Annotated in this window: 19 protein-coding genes; 9 read left to right on the top strand and 10 right to left on the bottom strand. The window is 74.3% G+C overall.

Annotation, left to right across the window (positions count from 1 at the left end; all coding sequences use genetic code 11):
- Positions 1-96: 96 nt before the first annotated feature.
- The 4 genes from ACFWV2_RS30905 to ACFWV2_RS30890 form a co-directional block, all read right to left on the bottom strand.
- Complete coding sequence (locus tag ACFWV2_RS30905) at positions 97-1011, bottom strand: hypothetical protein (RefSeq protein ID WP_384410021.1); 915 nt, start codon at positions 1009-1011, stop codon at positions 97-99.
- Entirely contained in the window at positions 1008-1757 is a 750-nt protein-coding gene (locus tag ACFWV2_RS30900; RefSeq protein WP_384410019.1) for a hypothetical protein, read from the bottom strand. The genes ACFWV2_RS30905 and ACFWV2_RS30900 overlap by 4 nt, the downstream gene beginning before the upstream one ends.
- Positions 1754-3298, bottom strand: a complete 1545-nt coding sequence (locus tag ACFWV2_RS30895) for a hypothetical protein (RefSeq protein WP_384410016.1) — start codon at positions 3296-3298, stop codon at positions 1754-1756. Before ACFWV2_RS30895 ends, ACFWV2_RS30900 begins: the two co-directional genes overlap by 4 nt.
- 66 nt (positions 3299-3364) lie before the next feature.
- Positions 3365-4123 carry a GntR family transcriptional regulator gene (locus ACFWV2_RS30890; protein WP_384410013.1) on the bottom strand — a complete coding sequence of 253 codons (759 nt, stop codon included), beginning with the start codon at positions 4121-4123 and terminating at the stop codon, positions 3365-3367.
- A gap of 130 nt (positions 4124-4253) precedes the next feature.
- On the opposite strand from ACFWV2_RS30890, the gene ACFWV2_RS30885 reads away from it, so the two are divergent.
- The 3 genes from ACFWV2_RS30885 to ACFWV2_RS30875 are packed head-to-tail and all read left to right on the top strand — an operon-like array spanning position 4254 to position 6560.
- Positions 4254-5024: a LamB/YcsF family protein gene (locus ACFWV2_RS30885; RefSeq protein ID WP_384410060.1), complete on the top strand. Its 771-nt coding sequence runs from the start codon at positions 4254-4256 to the stop codon at positions 5022-5024.
- A 40-nt stretch (positions 5025-5064) separates the two neighbouring features.
- Positions 5065-5700, top strand: a complete 636-nt coding sequence (locus ACFWV2_RS30880; RefSeq protein ID WP_384410010.1) for an allophanate hydrolase subunit 1 — start codon at positions 5065-5067, stop codon at positions 5698-5700.
- On the top strand, positions 5697-6560 hold the full coding sequence (locus ACFWV2_RS30875) for a biotin-dependent carboxyltransferase family protein (RefSeq protein WP_384410007.1): 864 nt from the start codon (positions 5697-5699) through the stop codon (positions 6558-6560). The genes ACFWV2_RS30880 and ACFWV2_RS30875 overlap by 4 nt, the downstream gene beginning before the upstream one ends.
- On the opposite strand, the gene ACFWV2_RS30870 is transcribed toward ACFWV2_RS30875, so the two are convergent.
- The 5 genes from ACFWV2_RS30870 to ACFWV2_RS30850 all read right to left on the bottom strand — a co-directional run bounded on the left by ACFWV2_RS30870 (position 6544) and on the right by ACFWV2_RS30850 (position 15470).
- On the bottom strand, positions 6544-10173 hold the full coding sequence (locus ACFWV2_RS30870) for a hydantoinase B/oxoprolinase family protein (RefSeq protein ID WP_384410004.1): 3630 nt from the start codon (positions 10171-10173) through the stop codon (positions 6544-6546). The two genes, ACFWV2_RS30875 and ACFWV2_RS30870, sit on opposite strands and share 17 nt — an antisense overlap.
- 122 nt (positions 10174-10295) lie before the next feature.
- The gene (locus tag ACFWV2_RS30865) at positions 10296-11489 is read right to left on the bottom strand and encodes a glycosyltransferase (protein ID WP_384410056.1); all 1194 of its coding nucleotides are present in this window, start codon (positions 11487-11489) and stop codon (positions 10296-10298) included.
- A gap of 191 nt (positions 11490-11680) precedes the next feature.
- Positions 11681-12802 (bottom strand): glycosyltransferase family 4 protein, encoded by a 1122-nt coding sequence (locus ACFWV2_RS30860; protein WP_384410001.1) that lies wholly within the window; start codon positions 12800-12802, stop codon positions 11681-11683.
- 604 nt (positions 12803-13406) lie between these two features.
- Complete coding sequence (locus tag ACFWV2_RS30855; protein ID WP_384409998.1) at positions 13407-14822, bottom strand: HEAT repeat domain-containing protein; 1416 nt, start codon at positions 14820-14822, stop codon at positions 13407-13409.
- A 255-nt stretch (positions 14823-15077) separates the two neighbouring features.
- Entirely contained in the window at positions 15078-15470 is a 393-nt protein-coding gene (locus tag ACFWV2_RS30850; protein WP_384409996.1) for an ankyrin repeat domain-containing protein, read from the bottom strand.
- 309 nt (positions 15471-15779) lie between these two features.
- Here ACFWV2_RS30850 and ACFWV2_RS30845 point away from each other — a divergent pair, with 309 nt between their 5' ends.
- Together ACFWV2_RS30845 and ACFWV2_RS30840 are read left to right on the top strand one after the other, a co-directional pair.
- Positions 15780-15974: a hypothetical protein gene (locus tag ACFWV2_RS30845; protein ID WP_015032212.1), complete on the top strand. Its 195-nt coding sequence runs from the start codon at positions 15780-15782 to the stop codon at positions 15972-15974.
- A gap of 34 nt (positions 15975-16008) precedes the next feature.
- Positions 16009-17634, top strand: coding sequence for a hypothetical protein (locus tag ACFWV2_RS30840; RefSeq protein ID WP_384409993.1), 1626 nt, complete (start codon positions 16009-16011; stop codon positions 17632-17634).
- Between the two features lie 197 nt (positions 17635-17831).
- On the opposite strand, the gene ACFWV2_RS30835 is transcribed toward ACFWV2_RS30840, so the two are convergent.
- Complete coding sequence (locus ACFWV2_RS30835) at positions 17832-19331, bottom strand: PLP-dependent aminotransferase family protein (protein ID WP_384409990.1); 1500 nt, start codon at positions 19329-19331, stop codon at positions 17832-17834.
- Positions 19332-19432: 101 nt separating this feature from the next.
- Here ACFWV2_RS30835 and ACFWV2_RS30830 point away from each other — a divergent pair, with 101 nt between their 5' ends.
- The 4 genes from ACFWV2_RS30830 (at position 19433) to ACFWV2_RS30815 (ending at position 22927) form a co-directional block, all read left to right on the top strand.
- Complete coding sequence (locus tag ACFWV2_RS30830; RefSeq protein ID WP_384409986.1) at positions 19433-20101, top strand: YitT family protein; 669 nt, start codon at positions 19433-19435, stop codon at positions 20099-20101.
- Complete coding sequence (locus ACFWV2_RS30825) at positions 20098-20862, top strand: glycerophosphodiester phosphodiesterase (RefSeq protein ID WP_384409984.1); 765 nt, start codon at positions 20098-20100, stop codon at positions 20860-20862. Before ACFWV2_RS30830 ends, ACFWV2_RS30825 begins: the two co-directional genes overlap by 4 nt.
- Before the next feature lie 70 nt (positions 20863-20932).
- A complete protein-coding gene (locus ACFWV2_RS30820) occupies positions 20933-22297 on the top strand; it encodes an MFS transporter (protein ID WP_384409981.1) in 1365 nt (454 codons plus the stop codon).
- Positions 22298-22552: 255 nt separating this feature from the next.
- Positions 22553-22927 (top strand): RNA polymerase-binding protein RbpA, encoded by a 375-nt coding sequence (locus ACFWV2_RS30815; RefSeq protein WP_015032218.1) that lies wholly within the window; start codon positions 22553-22555, stop codon positions 22925-22927.
- Positions 22928-22983 lie beyond the last annotated feature (56 nt).

Raw genomic sequence — 22983 nt, 5'->3', positions numbered from 1 at the left:
CGGGTCGGTGAGGCCGGTTCGGTTTACGCGGGCGGTTCGGTGGTGGGGGTCGTGGGGCCGGTTCGGTTTACGCGGGCTCGGTTTGCGCCGGTTCGGTCACCCGTGGAAGGGCAGGCCCGCGTCGGCCGCGAGCTCCAGGTCGTCGCCCTCGGGCGGGGGCAGCAGGGTCGCGGAGCCGTCGCTGACGGGGACGACGCCCAGGTCGAGGAGCTCGGCCATGGCGGCGGACCCGGCCATGTCACGGACCTGGAGCTGGTAGCGGGCGGTGGTGCGGTAGGAGCCGCCGCCCTCGTCGCCGGTGCGCTGGAGGAAACCGGACTCGGTGAGGAAGGCGGCCGCCTTGCCGACGATGCCGGTGGTGGACCCGGCGAGCCGGCGGGCGTCCTTGGTGGCGCCGGTGGCGCTGCGGCGCGCGTAGATCCGCCAGGCCGCCTCGAGGCCGGGGGCGTCGGAGACCGGGTCGGTGTTCTCGCCCCGCTCCTCCGCCCGCTGTTCGAGCCGCAGGCACGCCTGGCGTACGAACGCGTCCACGCCGTTGACCGTGAGACGGCCGATGTACCCGTCGTCCGCGAGGTCCTCGGGGCGGGGGAAGGCCATGGCGGCGACGGCGAGATGGGCCAGACCGTGGAGGAACCGGTCGGCTGAGTCCGTGGAGGCGCGGCGCGCGTAGTCGCCCATGCGGACGGCGAAGACCGAGTCCTCGCCCGCGGTGACGGCCATGCCCGCGCGGGGAGAGACCTCCAGGACGACGAGTCCGAGGCCGGTGGCGACGGCGTCGGCAAGGCGCCCGAAGGCGGGGTCCTCGCGGTAGCGGCGGAGGAGTTCCCCGTACTCGGCGTCCCGGGCCGGGAGCAGCTTGGGCTGGAGCCCGAAGGAGACGAGCCGGGCCGCGTCGGCGGCGTCGGCGGGGGTGACGGTCGACGCGGCGGTGCCGGTCGGGGAGGCGGCCGGGGGCTGTGGGGGCTCCTGCTCGCCCCACGCTTCGGCGTACTCGGCGTGGGTTTCGCTCACGGCTGGGGCTCCTCGGTCGGGCTCTCGGTCGGTGTCGGGGGCGGGGGCGGTGCTTGGGCCGGGGGCGGTTCCTGTGCCGGGGGCGGCGTCTGTGCCTGTACCGGGGGAGGTTCCTGTGCCGGGGCCGGTACCTGGGTCGACGCCGGGGCCGGTACGGCGGGGGCGACGGGGCGGGGCACGGGCAGCGGGACAGGGGTGACGGCCGCCGACGCGCCGGCGGCCGCACGGTCGACGGGAGCTGCCGGTTCGTCCGTGAGCCGCACCGCGCGCACGGACGGGACGCCCCGCCGTCGGCCGGACGCCGCCCGGGACGGCTCGGGCACCGCCACCGCCCCGACCCGGGGCGGGCCACCGGACGCCCCCGGGGTGTGGTCCTCGGCGCGGGCATCGGCGGGCCGGTCGACGCGGACGGGCCGCACACGGGGGCCGGGGGCGGGGTCGGAGGGCTCGGAGAGGGTCGGCTCGGAGAGGGTCGGATCGCAGGGCACCGGCTCTGCGGGCACCGGCTCCGGGGGCGCGGACTCCGCGTACTCCGGCTCCGCCTGCTCCGGTTCCGCGTGCGGAAGCTCCGCCTGCGGAGGCTGCTCACGTGTCGGCTCCGCCGCCGGAGCCGGGGTGACGGCGTCACGTACACCCGAGTCCGCCGAGTCCGCCGGATCCGGGCGCCCGGCGGCGGGGGTCGGCGCGGCCGGGTCCGGGCGAAGGGGCGGTACGACGACGGCGGCGGCCGGCGGGACGAGGGTCACGAGGCCTCCGAGCGGTCCGCGGCCATGCCGGTCGCGTCGAGCAGGGCCGTACCGACGATGAGGTCGGCGCCGCCGAACTCGGGATCGTCGAGCGGGGTGCCGTCGTCGACGGCGAAGAGCAGGCGCTCCTCGCCCTGACGGTAGGCCGTGCCCACGGGAGGGCTCGCCGCGTGGACGGCCAGGAGGGCGACGAGGTACGGCAGGTCGTCGTCGAGTGCGCGGGCCTCGGCGAGGAGGCCGGAGAGGCGGCGCGGGGCGTCGTGCTCCAGGTCGAGCAGCCGCAGGGCGCTCGCGAGCTGCTCCTCGCTGAAGCGGGAGTCGTCGGGAGTGGCGATGAGGTCGGGCTCGGGCATCTCCGCACCGAGGTGCTCCCGCTCGACGGGCGGGGTCAGCAGCAGATCGACGAGATCGCCGAGGCGTACCGAGGCGGGGGTGCGCAGTCCGGTGCCGCGGGCGAAGAAGGCGTCGGTGACCCTGGCCGCCTGTTCGACGGGGAGCGGCAGGGTGGGGGCGACGAGCTGGCCGTACAGGTCGAGCCCGGTGTGCGAGGTGGGGGCGGCGAAGGCCTGCCGGTCCTGTTCGGCGCGGAAGAGGGGTCCGGCGTCCAGGAGGCGGGACTGGAGCTGGGTGTGGCGCCGGATGCAGTCCTTCACTATGTCGACGAGCTCGGCGGCGCGCCGCTTGTGCTCGGCCGTCTTGGCGTCGGACGCCGCCTCGGCCTCGTCGCGGGCCTTGCGGATGTTGGTGAGGATCGCGTTCTCGTGGCGGTAGCGGTCGGCGACGTGGTCGAGCGCCTCGGCGATCATGTCCGGCACGGCGTTGAGCCAGTCCACCGCGCGCACGTTGCGCCGGGTGGCCTCCAGGGTCCTGCGGAGGCTCTCGGCGTACTGCACGGTCCGGTAGCGCGCCTGCTCGGCGGCGAGCTGGGCGTCGGCGAGCCTGCCCCGGTTGATGAGGACCTCCAGCTTCACCTCGGCGGCGATCTGGGCGCTGGTGACGTCGGTGTCGAGGGCTCCGACGAGGACGTTGACCGCTTCGTCGGTGGTTCGGAGGTAGACGCCGCCGCCGTAGCCCGGGACCTCCTCGATGAGTTTGAAGTCGTAGTCCCTGCGCACGTAGACGCCGTCGGTCCCGAAGGTGCCGTAGACGGCGCGGAAGCCGCGGTCGACGCTGCCGACGTTGATCAGGTTCTCCAGGACCCAGCGGGCCACGCGCTCGTGTTCGGCGGCGGGCCGGTGCGGTGCCTGGGCGGCGACGCGGGGCAGCAGGCGGGCGACGATCTGCTCGTGGTCGGCGCCCGTGTCGAAGTCCATGTTCAGCGTGATGAGGTCGATGGCGGCGAGGGCCACCTCGGCCATCGCGTAGACCGTGTACTCGCCGGCCAGGTTCGCCTTGCGCGCGTCGAGGTCGTGCAGCGGGGCGGTGCACGCGAGCGCGCGGAGGCGCCGCGCGAGCCCTTCGTCGGCGGCCGGGCCCTGCGCGGGCCGCGGCGCCGCGCTGAGCTGGGGCGGAGCGAGGTCCGTCGAGGCAGGCGAAGTCACGGTGCACAGATTAGGTCCTCGAACTGACAACGGTCGAAACGGCGCAGATGCGACCGGTCCCGGGGCTCAGCGCTCCCGGCCCGCCGGGGGCCGGTCCGCCTGTCCCTGCGAGGGCCGGACAGCCGGGCCCGCGGGGGCGTCGACGGCCTGGGCGTACGCGGCCGCGACCCGGGTGCGGGAGTCGTCGAGATAGCGGGCGAGGAGAGCTTCGGCGGTGGTCCGCTCACCGGCTCGCAGGGCGTCCAGGATCTCCCGGTTGCGGGCCAGGTACGGCTCGTGCAGGGCGCGGGGGTCGTCGACGACGTGGAAGGCGAGGCGGAGTTCGGCGAGGACGCCCCGCATCAGCTCGTCGGTGCGCGCGCTGCCGGCGAGGGCGACGAGCTCGCGGTGGAAGTGGATGTTGGCCGTCGAGACGCCCTGCCAGTCGCCCGCGCGGGCGGCGGTCTCGCCCTGCACGACGGCGTCGTGGAGGTCGTCCAGGACGTACGGCGGCTGCCCCAGGCCCCGTACGACGGCGCACTCGACGAGCCGCCGGGTGCGATGGATGTCGTCCACGTCGTCGACGGTCAGGACACGGACGAAGACTCCGCGGTTGAGCTCGTGGACGAGCAGCCGCTCGCGGGTGAGGAGCCGGAACGCCTCGCGCAGGGTGTTCCGGGAGACGCCGAGCGCGCCGCCGATGCCGTCCTCGGAGAGCCGGGTGCCGGGCGGGAAGCAGCCCTCGGCGATCCGGGTGCGCAGGATGTCCGCGAGCCGTTCCGCCGTACTGGTGCGTCCGAGCAGCGCCCGGTCGTCGGACAGGTCCCCGGTTCCACTCGCTGCCACGCCGCTCCTTGTCGTACGTCGTACGCGGCCGAGTCAACCGTACGGTCCGCGTGCGGACAACCCTTGTCGGATCGTTCAACGATCCTCTACCTTGACGGCACCGTACGGTTTCCCCTCCCGCGAGGTGCAGATGCGCACGACCCCGGTCCCGATCGACCTCAACGCCGATCTCGGCGAGGGCTTCGGCCGCTGGACGCTCACCGACGACGAACAGCTGCTGTCGGTCGTGACCAGCGCCAACGTGGCCTGCGGCTTCCACGCCGGGGACGCGGCCACCATGCGACGGGTGTGCGAGCTCGCCGCCGCGCGCGGGGTACGGATCGGCGCCCAGGTCTCGTACCGCGACCTGGCCGGATTCGGCCGTCGTTCGATGGACGTCCCCGCGGCGGAGCTGGCCGCCGAGGTGGCGTACCAGATCGGCGCCCTCGAGGTCTTCGCGCGGGCGGCGGGCGCGCGCGTGGCCTACGTGAAGCCGCACGGGGCGCTCTACAACCGGGTGGTCAGGGACGAGGAGCAGGCGGCGGCGGTCGTCGAAGGAGTCCTGCTCGCGGACCGCACGCTGCCGGTTCTGGGTCTGCCCGGGTCGCGGCTCCACGAGGCGGCGGAGAAGGCCGGGCTGCCGGTCGTCGCCGAGGCCTTCGGGGACCGCGCCTACCGGGCTGACGGTTCCCTGGTGCCGCGCGGGCAGGCGGGCGCGGTCGTCAGCGACCCGGCCGCGGTGGTGGAACGGTCGGTCGCCATGGCCAGGTTCGGGGTGGTCACCGCGCACTGCGGGAGTTCCGTGGCGGTACGGCCCCGGTCGCTGTGTCTGCACGGCGACACCCCGGGCGCGGTGGACCTCGCGCGGCGGGTCAGGGAGCGTCTCGAGACGTCCGGCGTGCGGGTGGAGGCCTTCGCGTGAGAACTACGTCCGTCGTCCCGCGGCCGCCTCAGGACTTCGTGTGAGCGCCTTCGGCACGCGCGCGCTGCGCGTCGGCGAGCGGGCGCTCCTGGTCGAGCTCCCCGACGGCGAGGAGGCGGAGGCGTTCCACGCGGAGCTGCTACGGCGTCGGGCCGCCGGGACCCTGCCCGCCGTCCGGGAGATCGTGCCGGCGGCGCGGACCGTGCTCCTGGACGGGGTGGCGGACCCGGACGGGCTGGCGGCCGAGCTGACCGGCTGGGAGGTGGGGCCGCTCCCCGCGCGCGGGGGCGCGGCCCTCGCGATAGCCGTCCGCTACGACGGGCCCGATCTCGCGGAGGTCGCCGCGCTGTGGGGGGTGTCGGTTGAGGCGGCGGTACGGATCCACTCGTCGGCGGAGTTCCGGGTGGCGTTCTGCGGGTTCGCGCCGGGCTTCGGCTATCTGACGGGGCTCGACGAGCGGTACGGGGTGCCGCGGCGGGCGACTCCGCGTACCGCCGTCCCGGCCGGTTCGGTCGCCCTGGCGGGGCCGTACACGGGTGTGTACCCGCGCTCCTCCCCCGGCGGCTGGCAGGTGATCGGCACGACCGACGCGGTGCTCTGGGACACCGGCCGGGAGCCGGCCGCACTGCTCGCCCCCGGCACCCGCGTCCGGTTCACGCCGGAGGGCGGGCGATGACCGACCGGGCCGTCGGCGTCGTCCGGGCCGGGGCGCTGACCACCGTGCAGGACCTGGGCCGTGCCGGCCACGCGCATCTCGGCGTGCCCCGCTCCGGCGCGCTGGACCCGGCCGCCCTGCGGCTGGTGAACCGGCTGGTGGGCAACCCGGAGACGGCGGCCGTCCTGGAGACCACCGTCGACGGCTGCGCCGTGCGGCCCCGTCGGGCGGTCACCGTCGCGGTGGGCGGTGCGCCCTGCCCGGTCCGGGTGGACGGACGTCCGGCCGCCTGGGGAACCGCGATCCGCGTGGCGGCCGACTCCGTCCTCGATGTCGGCGCGGCCGCGCGCGGACTACGCGCGTACGTGGCCTTCGGCGGGGGGATCGCCGTCGAACCGGTGCTCGGCAGCCGCTCGACCGACCTGCTGTCCGGGTTGGGACCCGCGCCGCTGGTGGAGGAGACGGTCCTGCCGCTCGGGCCGGAGCCGGCCGCACGGGGAGCGGTCGACGCTCCCCCGTGGCCGGGACCGCCGGACGAACTCGTGCTGCGGATCCGGTTCGGGCCCCGCGACGACTGGTTCACCGCCGCCGCGCTCCGCACCCTCGCCACGCGCGGGTACCGGGTGTCTCCGGCGAGCAACCGCATCGGGCTGCGGCTGGAAGGCCCGCCTCTGGAGCGGGCGCTGCCAGGAGAGCTGGCGAGCGAGGGCATGGTCCTGGGCGCGGTGCAGGTGCCGCCGGACGGGCGTCCGATGGTGTTCCTCGCGGACCATCCGACGACGGGGGGCTATCCGGTGGTCGGGGTGGTCCGCGAAGCCGACCTGGGCGCCGCGGCGCAGGCGGTGCCGGGTACACCGGTGCGGTTCACGCCGACGCGCTGACGGGCGGCGGTGGTTCGGTCGGTGGGCCGTAGCCTCCGCCGCCCGGGGTGCGCAGGACCAGGACGTCGCCCGGGCCGACCTCCGTGGTGGCGGCGCCGCCGAGGCGCTCGACGGTGCCGTCGGCGCGTTCCACGAGGTTCTCGCCGAGGGCTCCCGGTTCGCCGCCCGCCATGCCGTACGGGGGGACCCTGCGGTGTCCGGTGAGAAGGGCCACCGTCATGGGCTCCAGGAAGCGGATGCGGCGCTCCACCCCGCGGCCGCCCCGCCACCGGCCGCGCCCGCCGCCGTCCTCCCGTACCGCGAAGGCGTCGATCCTGACCGGGTGGCGCCACTCCAGGATCTCGGGGTCGGTGAGCCGGGAGTTGGTCATATGGGTCTGGACGGCGTCGGCGCCGTCGAAACCGTCCCCGGCACCCGAACCGCTGGCGACGGTCTCGTAGTACTGCACGCGCGCGTTGCCGAAGGTGACGTTGTTCATGGTGCCGGAGCCCTCGGCCTGGACCCCGAGCGCCGCGTAGAGCGCGCCGGTGACGGCCTGGGAGGTCTCGACGTTCCCGGCGACGGTGGCGGCCGGATGGACGGGTGCGAGCATCGAGCCGGGCGGGACGCGGATCTCCAGGGGTTCCAGGCAACCGCTGTTGAGCGGGATGTCCTCGTCGACGAGGGTGCGGAAGACGTACAGGACGGCGGCCATGACGACGGCCGTCGGCGCGTTGGCGTTCCCCGGCCGCTGGGGCGACGTGCCGGTGAAGTCGATGACGGCGGAGCGCCGTTCGCGGTCCACGCGGACCGCGACCTGGATGACGGCGCCGTCGTCCGTCTCGTAGCGGCACGAGCCGTCGTCCAGGCGCGCCACGATGCGGCGTACGGACTCCTCGGCGTTGGCGCGGACGTGCCGCATGTAGGCCTGGACGACGTCGAGGCCGAACGTGTCGACGGCGCGGCGGAGTTCCTCGACGCCCTTCTCGTCGGCCGCGATCTGGGCGCGGAGGTCGGCGAGGTTGGTGTCCGGGTCGCGGGAGGGGTGACGGGCGCCGGTGAGCAGGGCCCGCGTCTCGGCCTCGCGCAGACGCCCGTCCCGTACGAGCAGCCAGTTGTCGAAGAGGACGCCCTCCTCGTCGACGGTCCGGCTGAGGGCGGGCATGGAGCCGGGGGTGATCCCGCCGATCTCGGCGTGGTGGCCGCGCGAGGCGACGAGGAAGCGCAGTTCGTGTCCGGTGTCGTCGAAGACGGGGGTCACGACGGTGACGTCGGGCAGGTGGGTGCCGCCGTGGTAAGGGTCGTTGATCGCGTACACGTCGCCGGGGCGCAGCTCGCCCCCGCGCCTGCGCAGGACCTCCTTGATGGATTCGCCCATGGAGCCGAGGTGGACGGGGATGTGGGGCGCGTTGGCGATGAGGTTGCCCTCGGCGTCGAAGAGCGCGCAGGAGAAGTCGAGGCGCTCCTTGATGTTGACGGACTGGGCGGTGTTCTCCAGGCGGACGCCCATCTGCTCGGCGATGGCCATGAAGAGGTTGTCGAAGACTTCGAGGAGGACGGGATCGACGTCCGTGCCGGCCGCCACGCGCGCGGGGCGGGGGGTGACGCGGCGCAGGGCGAGGTGTCCGGTGTCGGTCGCGGTGGCCTGCCAGCCGCTGTCGACGACGGTGGTGGCGTCGGCCTCGGCGAGGATCGCGGGTCCGTCCACGCTGTCACCGGGCCGTAGGTCCTCCCGCCGGTGGAGGGGGGTGTCGTGGGGCGTACCGGCGCTGTACATGCGGACGGTGGCCCGGGGTGTGAGCGGGCCGGATCGTCCCTCGGGTGCCGTTGGCTCGCCCTGGACGGGGTGGCGCGGCCCCGCGCGGCCGACGGCCTCCACGGAGACGGCCTCGACGACGAGGGGCCGGTCGAGGACGAAGGCGTACCGCGCGCGGTGGACGGCTGTGAACGCGGCCGTCAGCTCCTCTGGGGACGCCAGGTCGACCTGGAGGCCCGCGTCGGTGCCCGCGTACCTCAGGAGTACGCGCGCGTGCGTGGTGATCGCCGCGTCGGGGAGGCCGTCGGCGCGCAGCTGCGCGCGGGTCGCGTCGGCTAGTTCGGCGCAGAGGGACGTCACGCGCTCGGGGGTGCCGGGTGCGTCGAGTCCGGCCTCGACGGAGCGCTCGCGCATGGCGGTGGCGTCGGCGAGCCCGATGCCGTACGCGGAGAGGACTCCGGCCAGCGGCGGTACGAGGACGGTGTCGACGCCCAGGGCGTCGGCGACGGCGCAGGCGTGCTGGCCGCCGGCGCCGCCGAAGCTGGTGAGGGCGTACCGGGTGACGTCGTGCCCGCGTTGCACGGAGATCTTCTTGACGGCGTTGGCCATGGCGAGGACGGCGATCTGCAGGAAGCCCGCGGCGACCTCCTCGGGGGTGCGGCCGCCGCCCACCTGCCCGGCGAGGGCCGTGAAGCGCTCCCGTACGACTTCGGTGTCCAGGGGCTGGTCGCCTGACTCACCGAAGACGGCGGGGAAGTGGGCGGGCTGGACGCGGCCCAGCATGACGTTGGCGTCGGTGACCGTGAGCGGGCCGCCGCGGCGGTAGCAGGCGGGGCCGGGGACGGCGCCGGCCGAGTCGGGACCCACGCGGTAGCGGCGTCCGTCGAAGTGCAGGACGGAGCCGCCGCCCGCGGCGACGGTGTGGATGCGCATCATCGGTGCCCGCATGCGCACCCCGGCGACCTGTGTACCGAGTTCACGCTCGAAGGTGCCGGCGTAGTGCGACACGTCGGTGGAGGTGCCGCCCATGTCGAAGCCGATGACCCGGTGATGTCCCGCCTGGGCCGACGTGCGTGCCATGCCGACGACGCCTCCCGCGGGTCCTGAGAGGACGGCGTCCTTGCCCCGGAAGTGGGCCGCCGCGCGCAGTCCGCCGTTGGACTGCATGAACATGAGGCGGACACCGGCGAGTTCGCGGGCGACCTCGTCCACGTACCGGCGCAGGACCGGTGAGAGGTAGGCGTCGACGACGGTGGTGTCGCCGCGGGGGATCAGTTTGATCAGCGGGCTGACCTCGTGCGAGCAGCTGATCTGGGTGAAGCCGGCGGCGGAGGCGATCGTCGCGATCCGTGCCTCGTGGGCGGGGTGGCGGTAGCCGTGGAGGAGGACGACGGCGGCGGAGCGGAATCCGTCGCGGTGGGCGCCCTGGAGCGCCTCGGCCACGGCGGGCTCGTCCAGGGGCCGGATGAGCTTCCCGTGGGCGTCGACCCGCTCGGGAACCTCGATCACGCGCGCGTAGACCGCTTCGGGGAGCACGATGTGACGGTCGAAGAGCCGGGGCCGGTTCTGGTAGGCGATGCGGAGCGCGTCGCGGAAGCCTTCGGTGACGAGGAGGACGGTCGGTTCGCCGCGCCGCTCCAGGAGGGCGTTGGTGGCGACGGTCGTGCCCATCTTGACGACGGCGATCCGGTCGGCGGGGACGGGCTCGTCGGGCCGTAGTCCGAGCAGGAGGCGGATTCCGGCGACGGCGGCGTCCTGTGCCCGGCCGGGATCGTGGGAGAGCAGCTTGCGGGTGACGAGGCTGCCGTCGGGCCGCCGGCCGACGACGTCGGTGAAGGTGCCGCCCCGGTCGATCCAGAACTCCCAGCGCCCGCTCATCTCCCCATTGTGGCCGCGAGGGCCACGGCGAGGGCGCCGCCCACGCGCGCGTCGCGGGATCGGGCCCGGTGCCGTCCGTCATCTGCGGGCCTCCTCGGGGTGGCGCGGACCCGGTGCCGCCCTCATCTGCGGGCCTCCTCGGGCTGGCGCGGACCCGGTGCCGGGAAGGCGTCGTGGGCCCGGAGGAAGGCGGCGACGGAGCGCTCCCACGTGAAGCCCTCCGCACGCGCGCGTGCGGCCCGTCGGCGGGCGGCCTCCGGTTCGGCGAGGACGCCCCGGACGGCGGAGGCGAAGGCTCCCGGCGTGTCCACGGCGGCGGCCCCCGCGGTGCCGACGACCTCCGGCAGGGCGGAGGAGGCGCTGACGACGACCGGGGTCCCGCATGCCAGGGCTTCGAGGGCGGAGAGACCGAACGTCTCCGCGGGCCCTGGGGCGAGGCACACGTCGGCCGCCGCCTGGAGGTCCGCGAGGGCCTCCCGGTCGGCGAGGTGGCCGACGAACCGCGCCGGAAGCCGTCGCTCCCGCGCCCGACGCTCCAGTGCGCCCCTCAGGGGTCCGTCGCCCACGACGACCAGGGCGGCGCCGATCCCCGCCTCCCGGAGCTCGGCGAGGGCGTCCAGGGCCATGCCGGGCCGTTTCTCGACGGAGAGCCGCGAGCAGAGCAGGAGCAGCACCGGCTCCCCGTCGGCGTACCGGGCCCGCAGCACGGTGCCGCGGCGGCCCGGCCGACACCGATCGAGGTCCACCCCGAGCGGGGCCCGTGCGACGTTGCGGGCCCCGATCCGCAGGAACTCGCGCTCCGCCCACTCCGTGGTGCAGACGACGCGCCCGAACGCCCACGCGGTGCGGCGGTTGAGCCGGTCCGCCGCGCGGGCCGCGAGCACGGGCGGCACGCCCCAGGTGCGCAGCACCCCGTCGGCGGTCTCGTGGGAGACCATCAGCGAGGGCACGCGGGCGCGACGCGCCCACTCCCCCGTCCACCGCAGGGTCGTACGGTCCGACACCTCGATCCGGTCGGGGACGAGTCCGTCGAGGAGGCCGCGCACCCGGCGCCGGTCGGCCAGGACCCGGTAGCCGCCGGTGCCGGGCAGCACAGGACCGGGGAGGGTGATGACCCGGCCCTGCGCGGTGAGGTGGTCGCTCTCGACGTCACCGGGGACGACGAGGACCGGTTCGTGTCCGGCCGCGAGGTAGCCGCGGCCGAGCTGGTCGAGCGCGGTGCGGAGGCCGCCCGACGTGGAGGTCACGAAGTTGGCGAGCCGGACGATCCGCAAACCGCCGCGCCGGCCGTCGCGGCGCGGGCCACCACCGTGCAGACCGTCCCGGCGAACGCCATCGCCGCTCACGCCGTCCCCGCGCAGACCGTCCCGGCGCACGCCACCGCCGTTCGCGCCACCACCGCACAGGCAGTCCCCGCACACGCCGCCACTGCTCGCACCGTCCCCGCGCAGGCCACCGCCGCCCACGCCGCCGTCCCTCACGCCGTCCCCGCACAGGCCGCCGCCGCTCACGCCGCCACCGCCGTCCGCTCGCGCAGGACCTCCAGGTAGTGGCCGATCAGTTCGTCCCCCAGGGCCTCCCAGGTGCGGTCCTCGACCGCGGCCCGTCCCGCCCGGCCGTAGGCGGCGCGCAGCTCCGGCGCGGCGCCGAGCATGGCGACGGCCCGGCGCAGCGCGGCCGCGTCCCCCGGGGGTACGAGGAGCCCGTTGCGCCCGTGGTCGACCAGGTCCAGAGGCCCGCCGGCCGCCGGAGCGATCACGGGGACGCCGCTCGCCATGGCCTCCTGGACGGTCTGGCAGAAGGTCTCGAACGGGCCGGTGTGGGCGAAGACGTCGAGCGAGGCGAAGATCCGGGCGAGGTCGGCGCCGGTACGGCGGCCCAGGAAGCGGGCGCCGGGCAGTGCGGTGCGCAGCGCGGGCCCGCTCGGCCCGTCGCCGACGACCACCACCCGTACCCCGGGAAGTTCTCCCACTCCGGAGAGGAGGTCCACGCGCTTCTCGGGGGCCAGACGGCCCACGTAGCCGACGAGGAGTTCCCCGTGGGGTGCGAGTTCCACACGCAGGGCGTCGTCGCGCAGCCCGGGACGAAAGCGGACGGTGTCCACGCCCCGCCCCCAGAGCCGGATGCGGCCTATGCCGTGGGCCTCCAGGTCGCGGACGGCGGAGGAGGAGGGGGCGAGGGTGCGGTCGGCCGCACCGTGGACGGCGCGGAGGCGCCGCCAGGCGGCGCTCTCCCCGGTACCCACGTAGGTGCGGGCGTAGCCGGCGAGGTCGGTCTGGTAGACGGCGACGGCGGGGATGCCGAGACGGGCGGCCGCCGTCATCCCCCTGACCCCGAGGACGAACGGTCCGGCGAGGTGGACGAGGTCGGCGCGGTGGGCGGCGATGGCCGCCGCGACGCGGCGGCTCGGCAGGGCGACCCGTACCTGCGGATAGCCAGGGAGGGGGAGGGAGGGCACCCGGACGACGGCGCAGGGCGCGTCGGCGTCCGCGGCCGGGTCGGCGACGGCGGGGGCGATGACGAGCGGGGTGTGGCCCCGGCGGACGAGATGGCGCGCGGTCTGCAGGGCGCAGTGCGCCACACCGTTGACGTCGGGAGGGAAGGATTCGGTGACGATGACGACACGCATACGGGTGTTGTCGTCGTGCTCGGCGTGTACCCGTCAACGTGGATCTGGACGGGGAGGGAACGTCCCATGAGCGTTTCGCGCGGGCCCTCGCCGGGCGGCCCCGGAGTGCTCCCGCGCGGGAGGCCCGAGACCGTGACGAGCCGCCGGCGAGCGGGGCTGCGGGGCCCCGACCCCAGGTCCTGGGCTCCGGCCCCAGTCCCCCCGGCCCCCGGCTCCTGGTCCCGGGCCCACGCCCCCGGGTTCCGGGTCCCCCGTCTCGGCCCCAGGCCCCGATCTCGGCCCCAGGCCCCGGGTTCCGGGCCCAGGCCCCAGGCCCCGGGTTCCGGGCCCAGGCCCCGGGCCCCGGGTTCCGGGCGCGGGCTTCCCTTCCCGGATCGCGGTCCCTGAGCGGCCCCGCCTCCCCCGCCCCCGTCCTGCACGGCGGGGCCTCGCTCGGCGGGTTCTCCGCCGGGAGCCGCGCGGCCCCGGAAAGAGGGCGGGGATCACCGGGAGGGCGGACCGGGCGTTCCGGCGCCCGCGCCGGCCGAGGAGCCGTGGCGGGTGCTCGGGGTCGGACCAGAGAGGGCCGGGCCGTCCCGGCGGCGGGTGACGGGGCCGGCCGTCGTCAGACCTGGAGGTCCGGGCCTATCCGGTTGCGGACCGCGGTCTGGACCTCGACCTCTTCGGCGGGGTCGGCGGCGAGGCGGCGCAGTCGCTCGGCGACGCGTACGTCTCCGGTCTCCGCGTGCTGGGCCGCGACCTCGCGGGTGGTCTCCTCGCAGTCCCAGAGGCATTCGACGGCGAACCCGGTCGGGAAGGTGGGGTCGGTGGCGGCGAGGGCGACGGCCACGCGCCCGCGTAGCTGGGAGGAGGCCGTCTCCCGGTAGACGTGGCGCAGCACGGGTGCCGCACAGGCGATGCCGAGGCGCCCGGCGCCGTCGACGAGCCCGGCGAGGGCGGGCGAGTCGGGGCCCTGGGAGCGGATGGTGTCGCGGAGCGCGCCGAGGACGGAGGGGGAGTCCTGGGCGGTGCCGCGGCAGGCGAGCACTTCGGCGGCGGCGCCGCCGAGGGCGTCGGTCCTGCGGACCCACGCGCGGGCGCGGGCGACCGCGTCCTCGCCGCACATGCGCCGGTATGCGGCGACGGCCGCCTCGGCGATCTCGCCGGAGTCGCCGTCGGCGGCGGCCTCGACGAGGTCGAGGACGGCGGGGTCCCGTGTCGCGGCGAGGTGGTGCAGGGCGGCGCCCCGGGCGCCCACGGCGCCGTGGCGGGCGGCGGCGAGGAGTTCGGGCCGGTCCTCGGGCCCCGCGACGGCGGCCAGGCAGCGGGCGGCGGGGCCGTGGAGCACGGCACCGCGCTCGTGACCCTCCTGCGCCCAGTCGAGGACGGCCCGCACGCTCCAGCCGGGGCGGGGCCCGGCGGGACGCATCTGGCGCTGCCAGCGGTCGAAGGAGCCCTGTTCCTGGGCGGCCCTGACCCGGGCGCCGACGGCGTCGCGCTGGTCCTCGGCCCACAGGCGCCACGGGCGGGGCTCGAAGGCGTCCCGCACGACGCGGGCCAGTTCGGCGTCGCCCTCCGCGCCGGCCGGGAAGCGGGCCAGCACGGGGACGGCGAGCGCGCGGAGCCCGGCGTCGTCGTCGCGGAGCGCCAGCTCGTCGAGGGCCCAGGCCCAGTTCGAGCCGGTCGCCGCGTAACGACGGAGCAGGAGAAGGGCGTCCTGGCGTCCGTAGGACGCGAGGTGGCCGAGAACGGCCAGCGCGAGCCCGGTCCTGGACTCCTCGGTGTCGAGGTGGTCCTCGGCACCGGTGAGGTGCGCCTCGATCTCGTCGAGGCCGCCGTGGAGGTCCAGGTAGAGACGGGCGTAGTAGAGGGAGCGGTTCTCGACCTGCCAGTCGTGGCGGGGGTCGTCGAGAACGCAGTGGTTGAGGGCCGCGAGGGCCTCGGCGCGTGGTGCGGCGAGCGCGTGCAGGGTGCCGTCGCCGCGGCCCCGCTGCAGCAGACCGAGCAGGGTGCCGCTCGGCGCTATGACTGGATCGAACATGGGGAGACGCCTCACATCAAGCTGTCGACACGACCGGGGGAGACCGGGATGACCCGGGTCAGGCTGTACATCGCTGTACGCCTAGGCCGTGCGGCAACATGTCGGGCCGCCCGTCGTCCTGCGCTTGCCAGTGACCATCTTCCTCTGCCTCTCGTCGATGGCCCGGTCGACCGGGCCCGTCGTCATGATGACCCACCCATTTCGCCACCGCGACCACATTTACGACGCCGCTCTCACCTGGGGTTCAGTACCCGTTCACCTGGTTTCGAAGAGGTCGAGGAGTTCGGTCCTGCCGAACATCCGCGCGGTGTCGGCGGCGGACGGAGTCCCGGCTTCCGGATTCGCGCCGCCGGCGAGGAGCGCACGGATCACGGCCTCCTCGCCCTTGAAGACGGCACCCGCGAGCGGGGTCTGGCCGCGGTCGTTGGCACGGTCGGCGTCGGCACCGCGCGCGAGGAGGGCGGAGACGGCGGCGGCGTGACCGTGGTAGGCGGCGAGCATGACGAGGGAGTCACCCTTGTCGTTGGTGAGGTTCGCGGGGACGCCCGCGTCGACGTAGGCGGCCAGCGCGTCGGCGTCCCCGGTGCGGGCGAGGTCGAAGACCTTGGACGCCAGCTCGATGACCTCGGGGTCCGGAGTCTCGCTCATCGGGTGAAACCGCCTCTCTCCTGCGTTGTCGGCCTGTGCACGGCAAGCGCGGCCGTACGAGTGAATCGACAGGGTACTGCCCGTTCGGTGACATGACCTCGCTCGACCGAGGCAAAGATCACGCCAGCCCCGACCTCGGGCGTCCCTCTAGCGCACGCCGGGCATTTCGCCACCCGACAGCCCGTCCGGCGTCCGCCGGTCAAGTGAAATCACCCGTTTTTCACTCCATTGCACCTTTAGTCACATAGATACTTGCTGTGAACTTGGAAGGACTCATGGTGACTGTCCCCTCAACCAGGAGAACACCAAATGATCCTGTCCATCTCAGGCGTGGTCCTGCTCGGCATCATCTGCTTCCTGTTCTTCAAGAAGGACGGGATGAAGGCCTCCCACGCCCTCGTCAGCGCGCTGTTCGGCTTCTACCTCGCGGGCACGGCCATCGCCCCGAGCATCACGGCGGGCGGGCAGAGCCTCGCCGGTCTGCTGGGCGGGATCAAGTTCTGACGCCCTTCCGTCCCTTCCACCTCAGGAGTCCTTCGTGGCCCGGCGACCACTCCCCCGCATTCTGAGCAGCGGCAGCGCACAGATCGCTCGCAGTCGAGAGATCGCGCGCACGGCCGCCGACAGCGCCACCGATGTGCTCCACCCCCTGATCACGGTCTCCCGTGGTCTGCGGAAACTGGCCGCTACCGCGCGCGCCAGGTGGGCCGCGACCCCCAAGGACCGGCGTGGTCCCACGCTGTTCCTGGTCGCGGCCTGCGTCCTGGTGATCGCCCTCATGCCGTACGGGCCGCTCCTCGCGCTCGTCACGCTCATGGGCGCGGCCGCGTGGAAGGGACGCGAGCGTCGCGTCGTGAGGACCGGACCCGACGACGCGGAGATGGCCCGGCTCAAGGGCCTGTACGAGGCCCTCGTGCCCTACTTCTCGGTCCCGGACGACCCCGCCCCCCTCTTCGCCCACGGAGGCGACTGGAGCGGCGCCTTCGCGGACCACGCCTTCGACGGGGACGGGCGGCTCACCCGGCTGAGGATCGCCTACCCCCCGTACTTCACGGACGGCGAGCCCGCCGCACGCGCGCGTATCGAGCACCTTCTGCACGCCAAGTCGGGACGCGGCCGCGAGTACCGCTTCGACTGGGACGAGGAGGGCAACCGGCTCGTCATGAGCGTGCTGCCCGCCCTGCCCACCACCATCGCCGCCCAGCGCTTCGTCACCGTGCCGGGCGAGACCGTTCTCGGCTTCACCGACGCGGACGCGGTGCAGCGGACCGTCCCCGTGGTCACGACGGACGGGACGGAGGACGCGCCGGCCGTGGTCTGGCGCACCGGACCCCGCTCCACCGAGCCGCATCTGCTCGTCGTGGGCCAGCCCGGCAGCGGCACCACCTCCCTGCTGCGGTCGATCGCTCTCCAGGCCCTCCCCCACGGCGACGTGCTGATCCTCGAGGGCGGCGGCACCGGCGAGTACGCCTGCCTGACCGGCCGCGACGGCGTCCTCGCCGTCGAGTGCGGACTTTCCGGCGCCCTGGCCAGTCTGGAGTGGGCGGCGCACGAGACGGAGCGGCGCCTCATCGCCGCCAACCGCGCCCGGCAGGCCGGGCACCCGGCCCCCGATGACACCCGCCGCCCGCTGTGGATCCTGCTCGACCGGCCGAGCGTCCTCGGCCACCTCGCCGCCGCCGACGGCCGTGTCGACCCGCAGGAGCTGCTCCAGGTGCCGTTGCGGCACGGGCGGGCCGCTCAGGTCACGGTGGTGGTCGCCGAGCAGTTCGACAGCGCGGAGACGCTGAGCGAGGCGGTACGGTCCCACACCCGCGCCCGGATCGCGCTCGGTCCCGCCGAACCGGAGCAGATCGCGGCCGTCCTCGGCGCCGAGCCCCACACGACCCCGACCCCCCAGGTCCCGCCCGGCCGCGGCTACGCGCGCCTCGGCAACGGCCCGGTTCTGCGCCTCCAGGTGCCGGCGACGCCCGACCCGTACGACGACGCGACGAGCGAGGCGCACCGGAAGGCGGTCCTGGACCTCCTGCCGGAGCGCGTCCCGGCGACGGCGGCGGCGGTCGGGACGGTCATCGGCGTGGCCCCCGAGCCGGCTCCGGCTCCGCGCAGCGAACCGGCCCCGGGACCGGCGCCGCTGCACGCCCCGGTGCCCGCCGAGAGCTGAGCGGCACGCACGCGTAGAGGCCGGTCCGGACCATGGGGTCCGTACCGGCCTCCAGCCGTGTCAGGCCCGAGACGCGACCGGCCGCGCGACGGAACCCGTCGATCCGCGCAGCCTGCCGCACGACGAGACCGCCCGCCGCGACCGGCCGCACGACGACACCGACCGATCTCCCCAGCCGACCCGCACGACGGAAGCCACTACGCCACGAACGACCGCGGCGGCTCCGTCCCCCCGCCCGCTCCCGACTCGACCAGGCGGGCCGCGGCGGCCAGGCGGGCGGCGGCCTCGTCGGCGACCGCGCCGCCGACCGTGAAGGGCAGCCTGACGAAGCCCTCGAAGGCCCCGTCGACGCCGAAACGCGGGCCCGAGGGGACGCGGACACCCACCCGCTCGCCCGCCTCGGCGAGTCGGGAGCCGGAGAGGCCTCCTGTACGCACCCAGAGCGTCAGGCCGCCCTTCGGCACCGCGAACTCCCACTCCGGGAGCTCTCTGCGGACGGCCGCGACGAGCGCGTCCCTGTTCTCCCTGGCCTGATCGCGGCGCAGTTTCACGGCCTCCTCCCAGCCGCCCGTGCCCATGAGCCAGTTCACGCCGAGCTGTTCGAGGACGGGGGTGCCGAGGTCGGCGTACGCGCGCGCGGCCACCAGGGAACGGACGACATCGGGAGCGGCCCGGACCCAGCCGATGCGCATGCCAGCCCAGAAGGCCTTGCTGGCCGAACCGACCGTCAGGACGGTGGAGCCGGCCGGGTCGAAGGCACAGACCGGCCGGGGCATCTCCAGGTCGTCGTCCAGGCGCAGTTCCGTCATGGTCTCGTCGACGACGAGGACCGTACCGGCCGAGCGGGCCGCGTCCACGAGCTGTCGGCGCTGGTCCTCGTCGGCCAGCGCTCCGGTGGGGTTGTGGAAGTCGGCCACCACGTACGCGAGGCGGGGTGCCGCGTCCCGCAGCACCTGGCGCCAGCGGCCGAGGTCCCAGCTGCCCAGGCCCTCGGACATGGCGACGGGCACGAGCCGGGCCCCGGCCTCCCTCATCAGCTGGAGGATGTTGGCGTACGAGGGGGATTCGACGGCGATGCGCTCACCCCGGCCCGCGAAGAGGTGGCAGATGGCGTCCATGGCACCCATGGCGCCGGTGGTGACCATGATCTGCTCGGGCATCGTGGGGATGCCCCGCGCGGTGTAGCGGTCGGCGAGCGTCTGCCGCAACGCGGGAAGTCCGGCCGGGTAGTCCCCGTGGGTGTGGGCGTAGGGGGGCAGTTCCTCCAGGGCGCCCTGGACGCCACGGGTGAGCCAGGGCTCGGGCGCGGGCAGCGCGGCGCAGCCGAGGTCGATCATCGAGCCGAGGGCCTCGGGGGGCAGCGGTTCGAGGCCGCGAGCGGGCAGCGGGTTCCCGGCCGGTACGGCGGTCCAGCTGCCGGCCCCTCGGCGCGACTCCAGGAAGCCCTCGGAACGGAGTGCCTCGTAGGCCGCGGCCACCGTCGTACGGCTGACGGTGAGGGCGAGGGCGAGCTCCCGCTCGGCGGGCAGCCGGGCGGCGACCGGGACACGCCCCTCCAGGACGAGCAACCGGATGCCGTCGGCCAGCGCACGGTAGGCGGGCGGCTTGCGGGCGCCCGGTCCGGCGGGCCTCGGCTGCTGCGCCTGGAGTTGCCGCGCGAGCTGAGCCGGTCCTACCGCCGAAGTCCACTGGGCCATCGAAATCAGTCCACCTTCCTCGAATTGGCCATGGTTGGCACCCGTTCCCCCGCCACAGAGTGTCATGAGCCAGTCCACTACCACCACCCTGGGGGAAACCCTTGTCCACCGCCTCCGGCCTCCACGGCCGGTACCTGACCCGTCGGCTCGTCCAGCTCTACGCGGGGCTGACGCTGTACGGCGTCAGCTCGGCACTGCTGGTCCGCAGCGGTCTCGGGCTCGAACCCTGGGGCGTCCTCCATCAGGGCCTCGCCGAGAAGACGGGCCTCACGATCGGCGTGGTGTCGATCGTCGTCGGGGCCGTGGTGCTGCTGCTGTGGATCCCCATCCGGCAGCGGCCCGGTCTCGGCACCGTCTCCAACGTGTTCGTGATCGGTCTGGCGATGGACGGCACCCTGGCGCTCGTCCCGGACGTCCACGGCCTGGCGGGGCGGATCCCTCTGCTCGCGGCCGGGATCGTCCTCAACGGGGTCGCGACGGGCCTGTACATCGCGGCGCGCTTCGGCCCGGGCCCCCGCGACGGCCTGATGACCGGTCTGCACCGGCTCACCGGCCGCTCCATCAGGCTGGTGCGGACGGCGATCGAGGCGGCGGTCGTCACCACCGGTTTCCTGCTCGGCGGCTCGGTCGGTGTCGGCACGGTCCTGTACGCCCTGGCGATCGGGCCGCTCGCCCAGTTCTTCCTGCGCCGGTTCGCCGTTCCCGAGCCGGACTCCGGCAGCACCGAGGCCGTCTCCGCGACACCGGTACAGGCCATACTGCGGCGGTGACTCGCGTACGCCACCCCTATCTCGACCACCCCTCACCGCTTCCGTTCGCCCATCGCGGCGGCACGGCGAACGGCCTGGAGAACACCGCGGCCGCGTTCCGCCGTGCCGCCGCGGCGGGCTACCGCTACTTCGAGACCGATGTGCACACGACGGCGGACGGGGCTCTCGTCGCCTTCCACGACGCGACCCTCGACCGGGTCACGGACACCAGGGGCCGTATCCGCGACCTGCCGTGGGCGGCGGTGCGCGAGGCCCGGGTGGCGGGCGAGGAGCCGCTGCCGCTCTTCGCCGACCTGCTCGAGGAGTTCCCCGAGGCCCGGTGGAACGTGGACCTCAAGGCCGAGTCGGCCCTGGAACCGCTGGTGGACCTGGTCCGCAGGACCGGCGCCTGGGACCGGGTCTGCGTGGGTTCCTTCACCGAGGCACGGGTGGCGCGGGCGCAGCGCCTCGCGGGTCCCCGGCTCGCCACCTCGTACGGCGTGCGGGGGGTGATCGGGCTGCGGCTGCGCTCGCTCGGCGTCCCGGCGGCGGTGCGGGCCGGGGCGATAGCGGCCCAGGTCCCGGAGCGCCAGGGCGGTGTCCCGGTGGTGGACCGCCGCTTCGTACGGGAGGCGCACGCGCGCGGGCTCCAGGTCCATGTGTGGACCGTGAACGATCCGGCCCGGATGAACGCTCTCCTCGATCTGGGGGTCGATGGCATCATGACCGATCAACTGGAGACGCTGCGCTCGGTGCTGACCGAGCGGGGTGTGTGGGTGTGAGCGCGCGTCCCGGTGGCACCGGGCCCGGATCGCCGGAGCGGATCACGGGGACGAACGAGGGGGCGCGGCCTTGACCGCTGGAACCACCGAACCGGAGGAGTACGCCACCGGTCGTGCCGAGCGCCGGCGGGAGCAGCGCGGCTGGTACTTCTACGACTTCGCGTGCTCCGTGTACTCGACGAGCGTGCTCACCGTGTTCCTCGGCCCGTACCTGACCTCGGTCGCCCGTGCGGCGGCCGACGCCGAGGGCTTCGTGCACCCGTTCGGGATCCCGGTGCGGGCGGGCTCGCTCTTCGCGTACGCCGTCTCCGCGTCGATCGTCGTCGCGGTGCTCGTGATGCCGGTGGTGGGCGCGGTGGCGGACCGTACGGGCCGGAAGAAGCCGCTGCTCGCCGCCGCGGCGTACCTGGGGGCGACGGCCACCGCGGGAATGTTCTTCCTGGCGGGTGAGCGCTATCTGCTCGGCGCGTTCCTGCTGATCGTGGCGAACGCCTCGCTCGCGGTCTCCATGATGCTGTACAACGCCTATCTGCCGCAGATCGCGGAGCCGGACGAGCGGGACGCGGTCTCCTCGCGCGGCTGGGCCTTCGGCTACACGTCGGGAGCGCTGGTCCTGGTCCTGAACCTGGTCCTCTACTCGGGCCACGACTCCTTCGGTGTCACCGAGGGCGAGGCGATCCGGATCTGTCTGGCCTCCGCCGGTGTGTGGTGGGGCGCCTTCACGCTCGTACCGCTGCGGCGGCTGCGCGACCGGCGGATCCATCCCGGGCAGCTCGAAGGGGCGGGCGGGGTCGGCGGCGGGTGGCGGCAGCTGCGGGCGACCCTCAAGGACATGCGTCGGCATCCGCTGACGCTGTCGTTCCTCCTCGCCTATCTGGTCTACAACGACGGTGTGCAGACGGTGATCTCGCAGGCCTCCCTGTACGGCTCGGAGGAGCTGGGGCTCGACCAGACCACGCTCATCACCGCCGTCCTGCTCGTCCAGGTGCTCGCGGTGGCGGGCGCGCTCGGGATGGGCCGACTCGCCCGGGCGTGCGGCGCCAAGCGGACGATTCTCGGCTCGCTCGCGGTCTGGACGCTGATCCTCGCGGCGGCCTACTTCCTGCCGGCCGACGCCCCGGTGTTCTTCTTCACCCTGGCGGCCGCGATAGGCCTGGTCCTCGGCGGGAGCCAGGCGCTGTCGCGCTCGCTGTTCTCGCATCTGGTGCCGCGCGGCAAGGAGGCCGAGTACTTCTCCGCGTACGAGATGAGCGATCGGGGTCTCAGTTGGCTGGGGCCACTCGTGTTCGGTCTCGCGTATCAGCTGACCGGGAGCTACCGGGATGCCATCATCTCCCTGGTGATCTTCTTCGTGGTCGGGTTCGCGCTCCTCGCCCGGGTGCCGGTGCGGCGCGCGGTCGAAGCGGCGGGCAACGCCGTGCCGGACCGAATTTAGACGTGGCCATGAAAGAGCGGTAGTGTACGCGTTTGGCCTGCCAGGCGGACCGTTACTGCGTGCTGCTTTGGTGAAGACACCGGGTCACTTCTGCCGTCAGATGTGACAAAACGGGCACTGGTGGGTACAACAAGGGGCGGCACGACGGGCGACGCATGACCCGGCACGGGAATCTTTACCGCCGACCGGACGTTGACCGGATAACGACGACAGCGACATCTGTCCTGTGGGCGACAAGCCCGGGAGGCACGATTCATGAGTGAGCGAGCTCTTCGCGGCACGCGCCTCGTGGTGACGAGCTACGAGACCGACCGCGGCATCGATCTGGCCCCGCGCCAGGCGGTGGAGTACGCATGCGAGAAGGGACATCGTTTTGAGATGCCCTTCTCGGTTGAGGCGGAGATTCCGCCGGAGTGGGAGTGCAAGGTCTGCGGAATCCAGGCACTCCTGGTTGACGGGGACGGACCTGAGGAGAAGAAGGGCAAGCCGGCGCGTACGCACTGGGACATGCTCATGGAGCGGCGCACCCGCGAGGAACTGGAGGAGGTCCTTGCCGAAAGGCTGGCCGTCCTGCGTTCCGGCGCCATGAACATCGCCGTGCATCCGCGCGACAGCCGCAAGTCCGCCTAGCGGACCACCGGACGAACAAACGCCGCGGGGCCCGGTACACGCACTGTGTACCGGGC

Origin of the sequence: Streptomyces sp. NPDC058671 (genome assembly GCF_042716475.1) — a bacterium.
Classification (GTDB): domain Bacteria; phylum Actinomycetota; class Actinomycetes; order Streptomycetales; family Streptomycetaceae; genus Streptomyces.
The sequence above is the reverse complement of the archived record's forward strand: the minus strand, read 5'-3'. Positions and strand labels throughout refer to the sequence as shown.

Bases quoted from the DNA above. Each gene is read 5' to 3' on its own strand.
- ACFWV2_RS30885 (WP_384410060.1), top strand. From the start codon at position 4,254: ATGCGCACGACCCCGGTCCCGATCGACCTCAACGCCGATCTCGGCGAG.
- ACFWV2_RS30875 (WP_384410007.1), top strand. From the start codon at position 5,697: ATGACCGACCGGGCCGTCGGCGTCGTCCGGGCCGGGGCGCTGACCACC.
- ACFWV2_RS30870 (WP_384410004.1), bottom strand. From the start codon at position 10,173: ATGAGCGGGCGCTGGGAGTTCTGGATCGACCGGGGCGGCACCTTCACC.
- ACFWV2_RS30860 (WP_384410001.1), bottom strand. From the start codon at position 12,802: ATGCGTGTCGTCATCGTCACCGAATCCTTCCCTCCCGACGTCAACGGT.
- ACFWV2_RS30855 (WP_384409998.1), bottom strand. From the start codon at position 14,822: ATGTTCGATCCAGTCATAGCGCCGAGCGGCACCCTGCTCGGTCTGCTG.
- ACFWV2_RS30850 (WP_384409996.1), bottom strand. From the start codon at position 15,470: ATGAGCGAGACTCCGGACCCCGAGGTCATCGAGCTGGCGTCCAAGGTC.
- ACFWV2_RS30845 (WP_015032212.1), top strand. From the start codon at position 15,780: ATGATCCTGTCCATCTCAGGCGTGGTCCTGCTCGGCATCATCTGCTTC.
- ACFWV2_RS30835 (WP_384409990.1), bottom strand. From the start codon at position 19,331: ATGGCCCAGTGGACTTCGGCGGTAGGACCGGCTCAGCTCGCGCGGCAA.
- ACFWV2_RS30815 (WP_015032218.1), top strand. From the start codon at position 22,553: ATGAGTGAGCGAGCTCTTCGCGGCACGCGCCTCGTGGTGACGAGCTAC.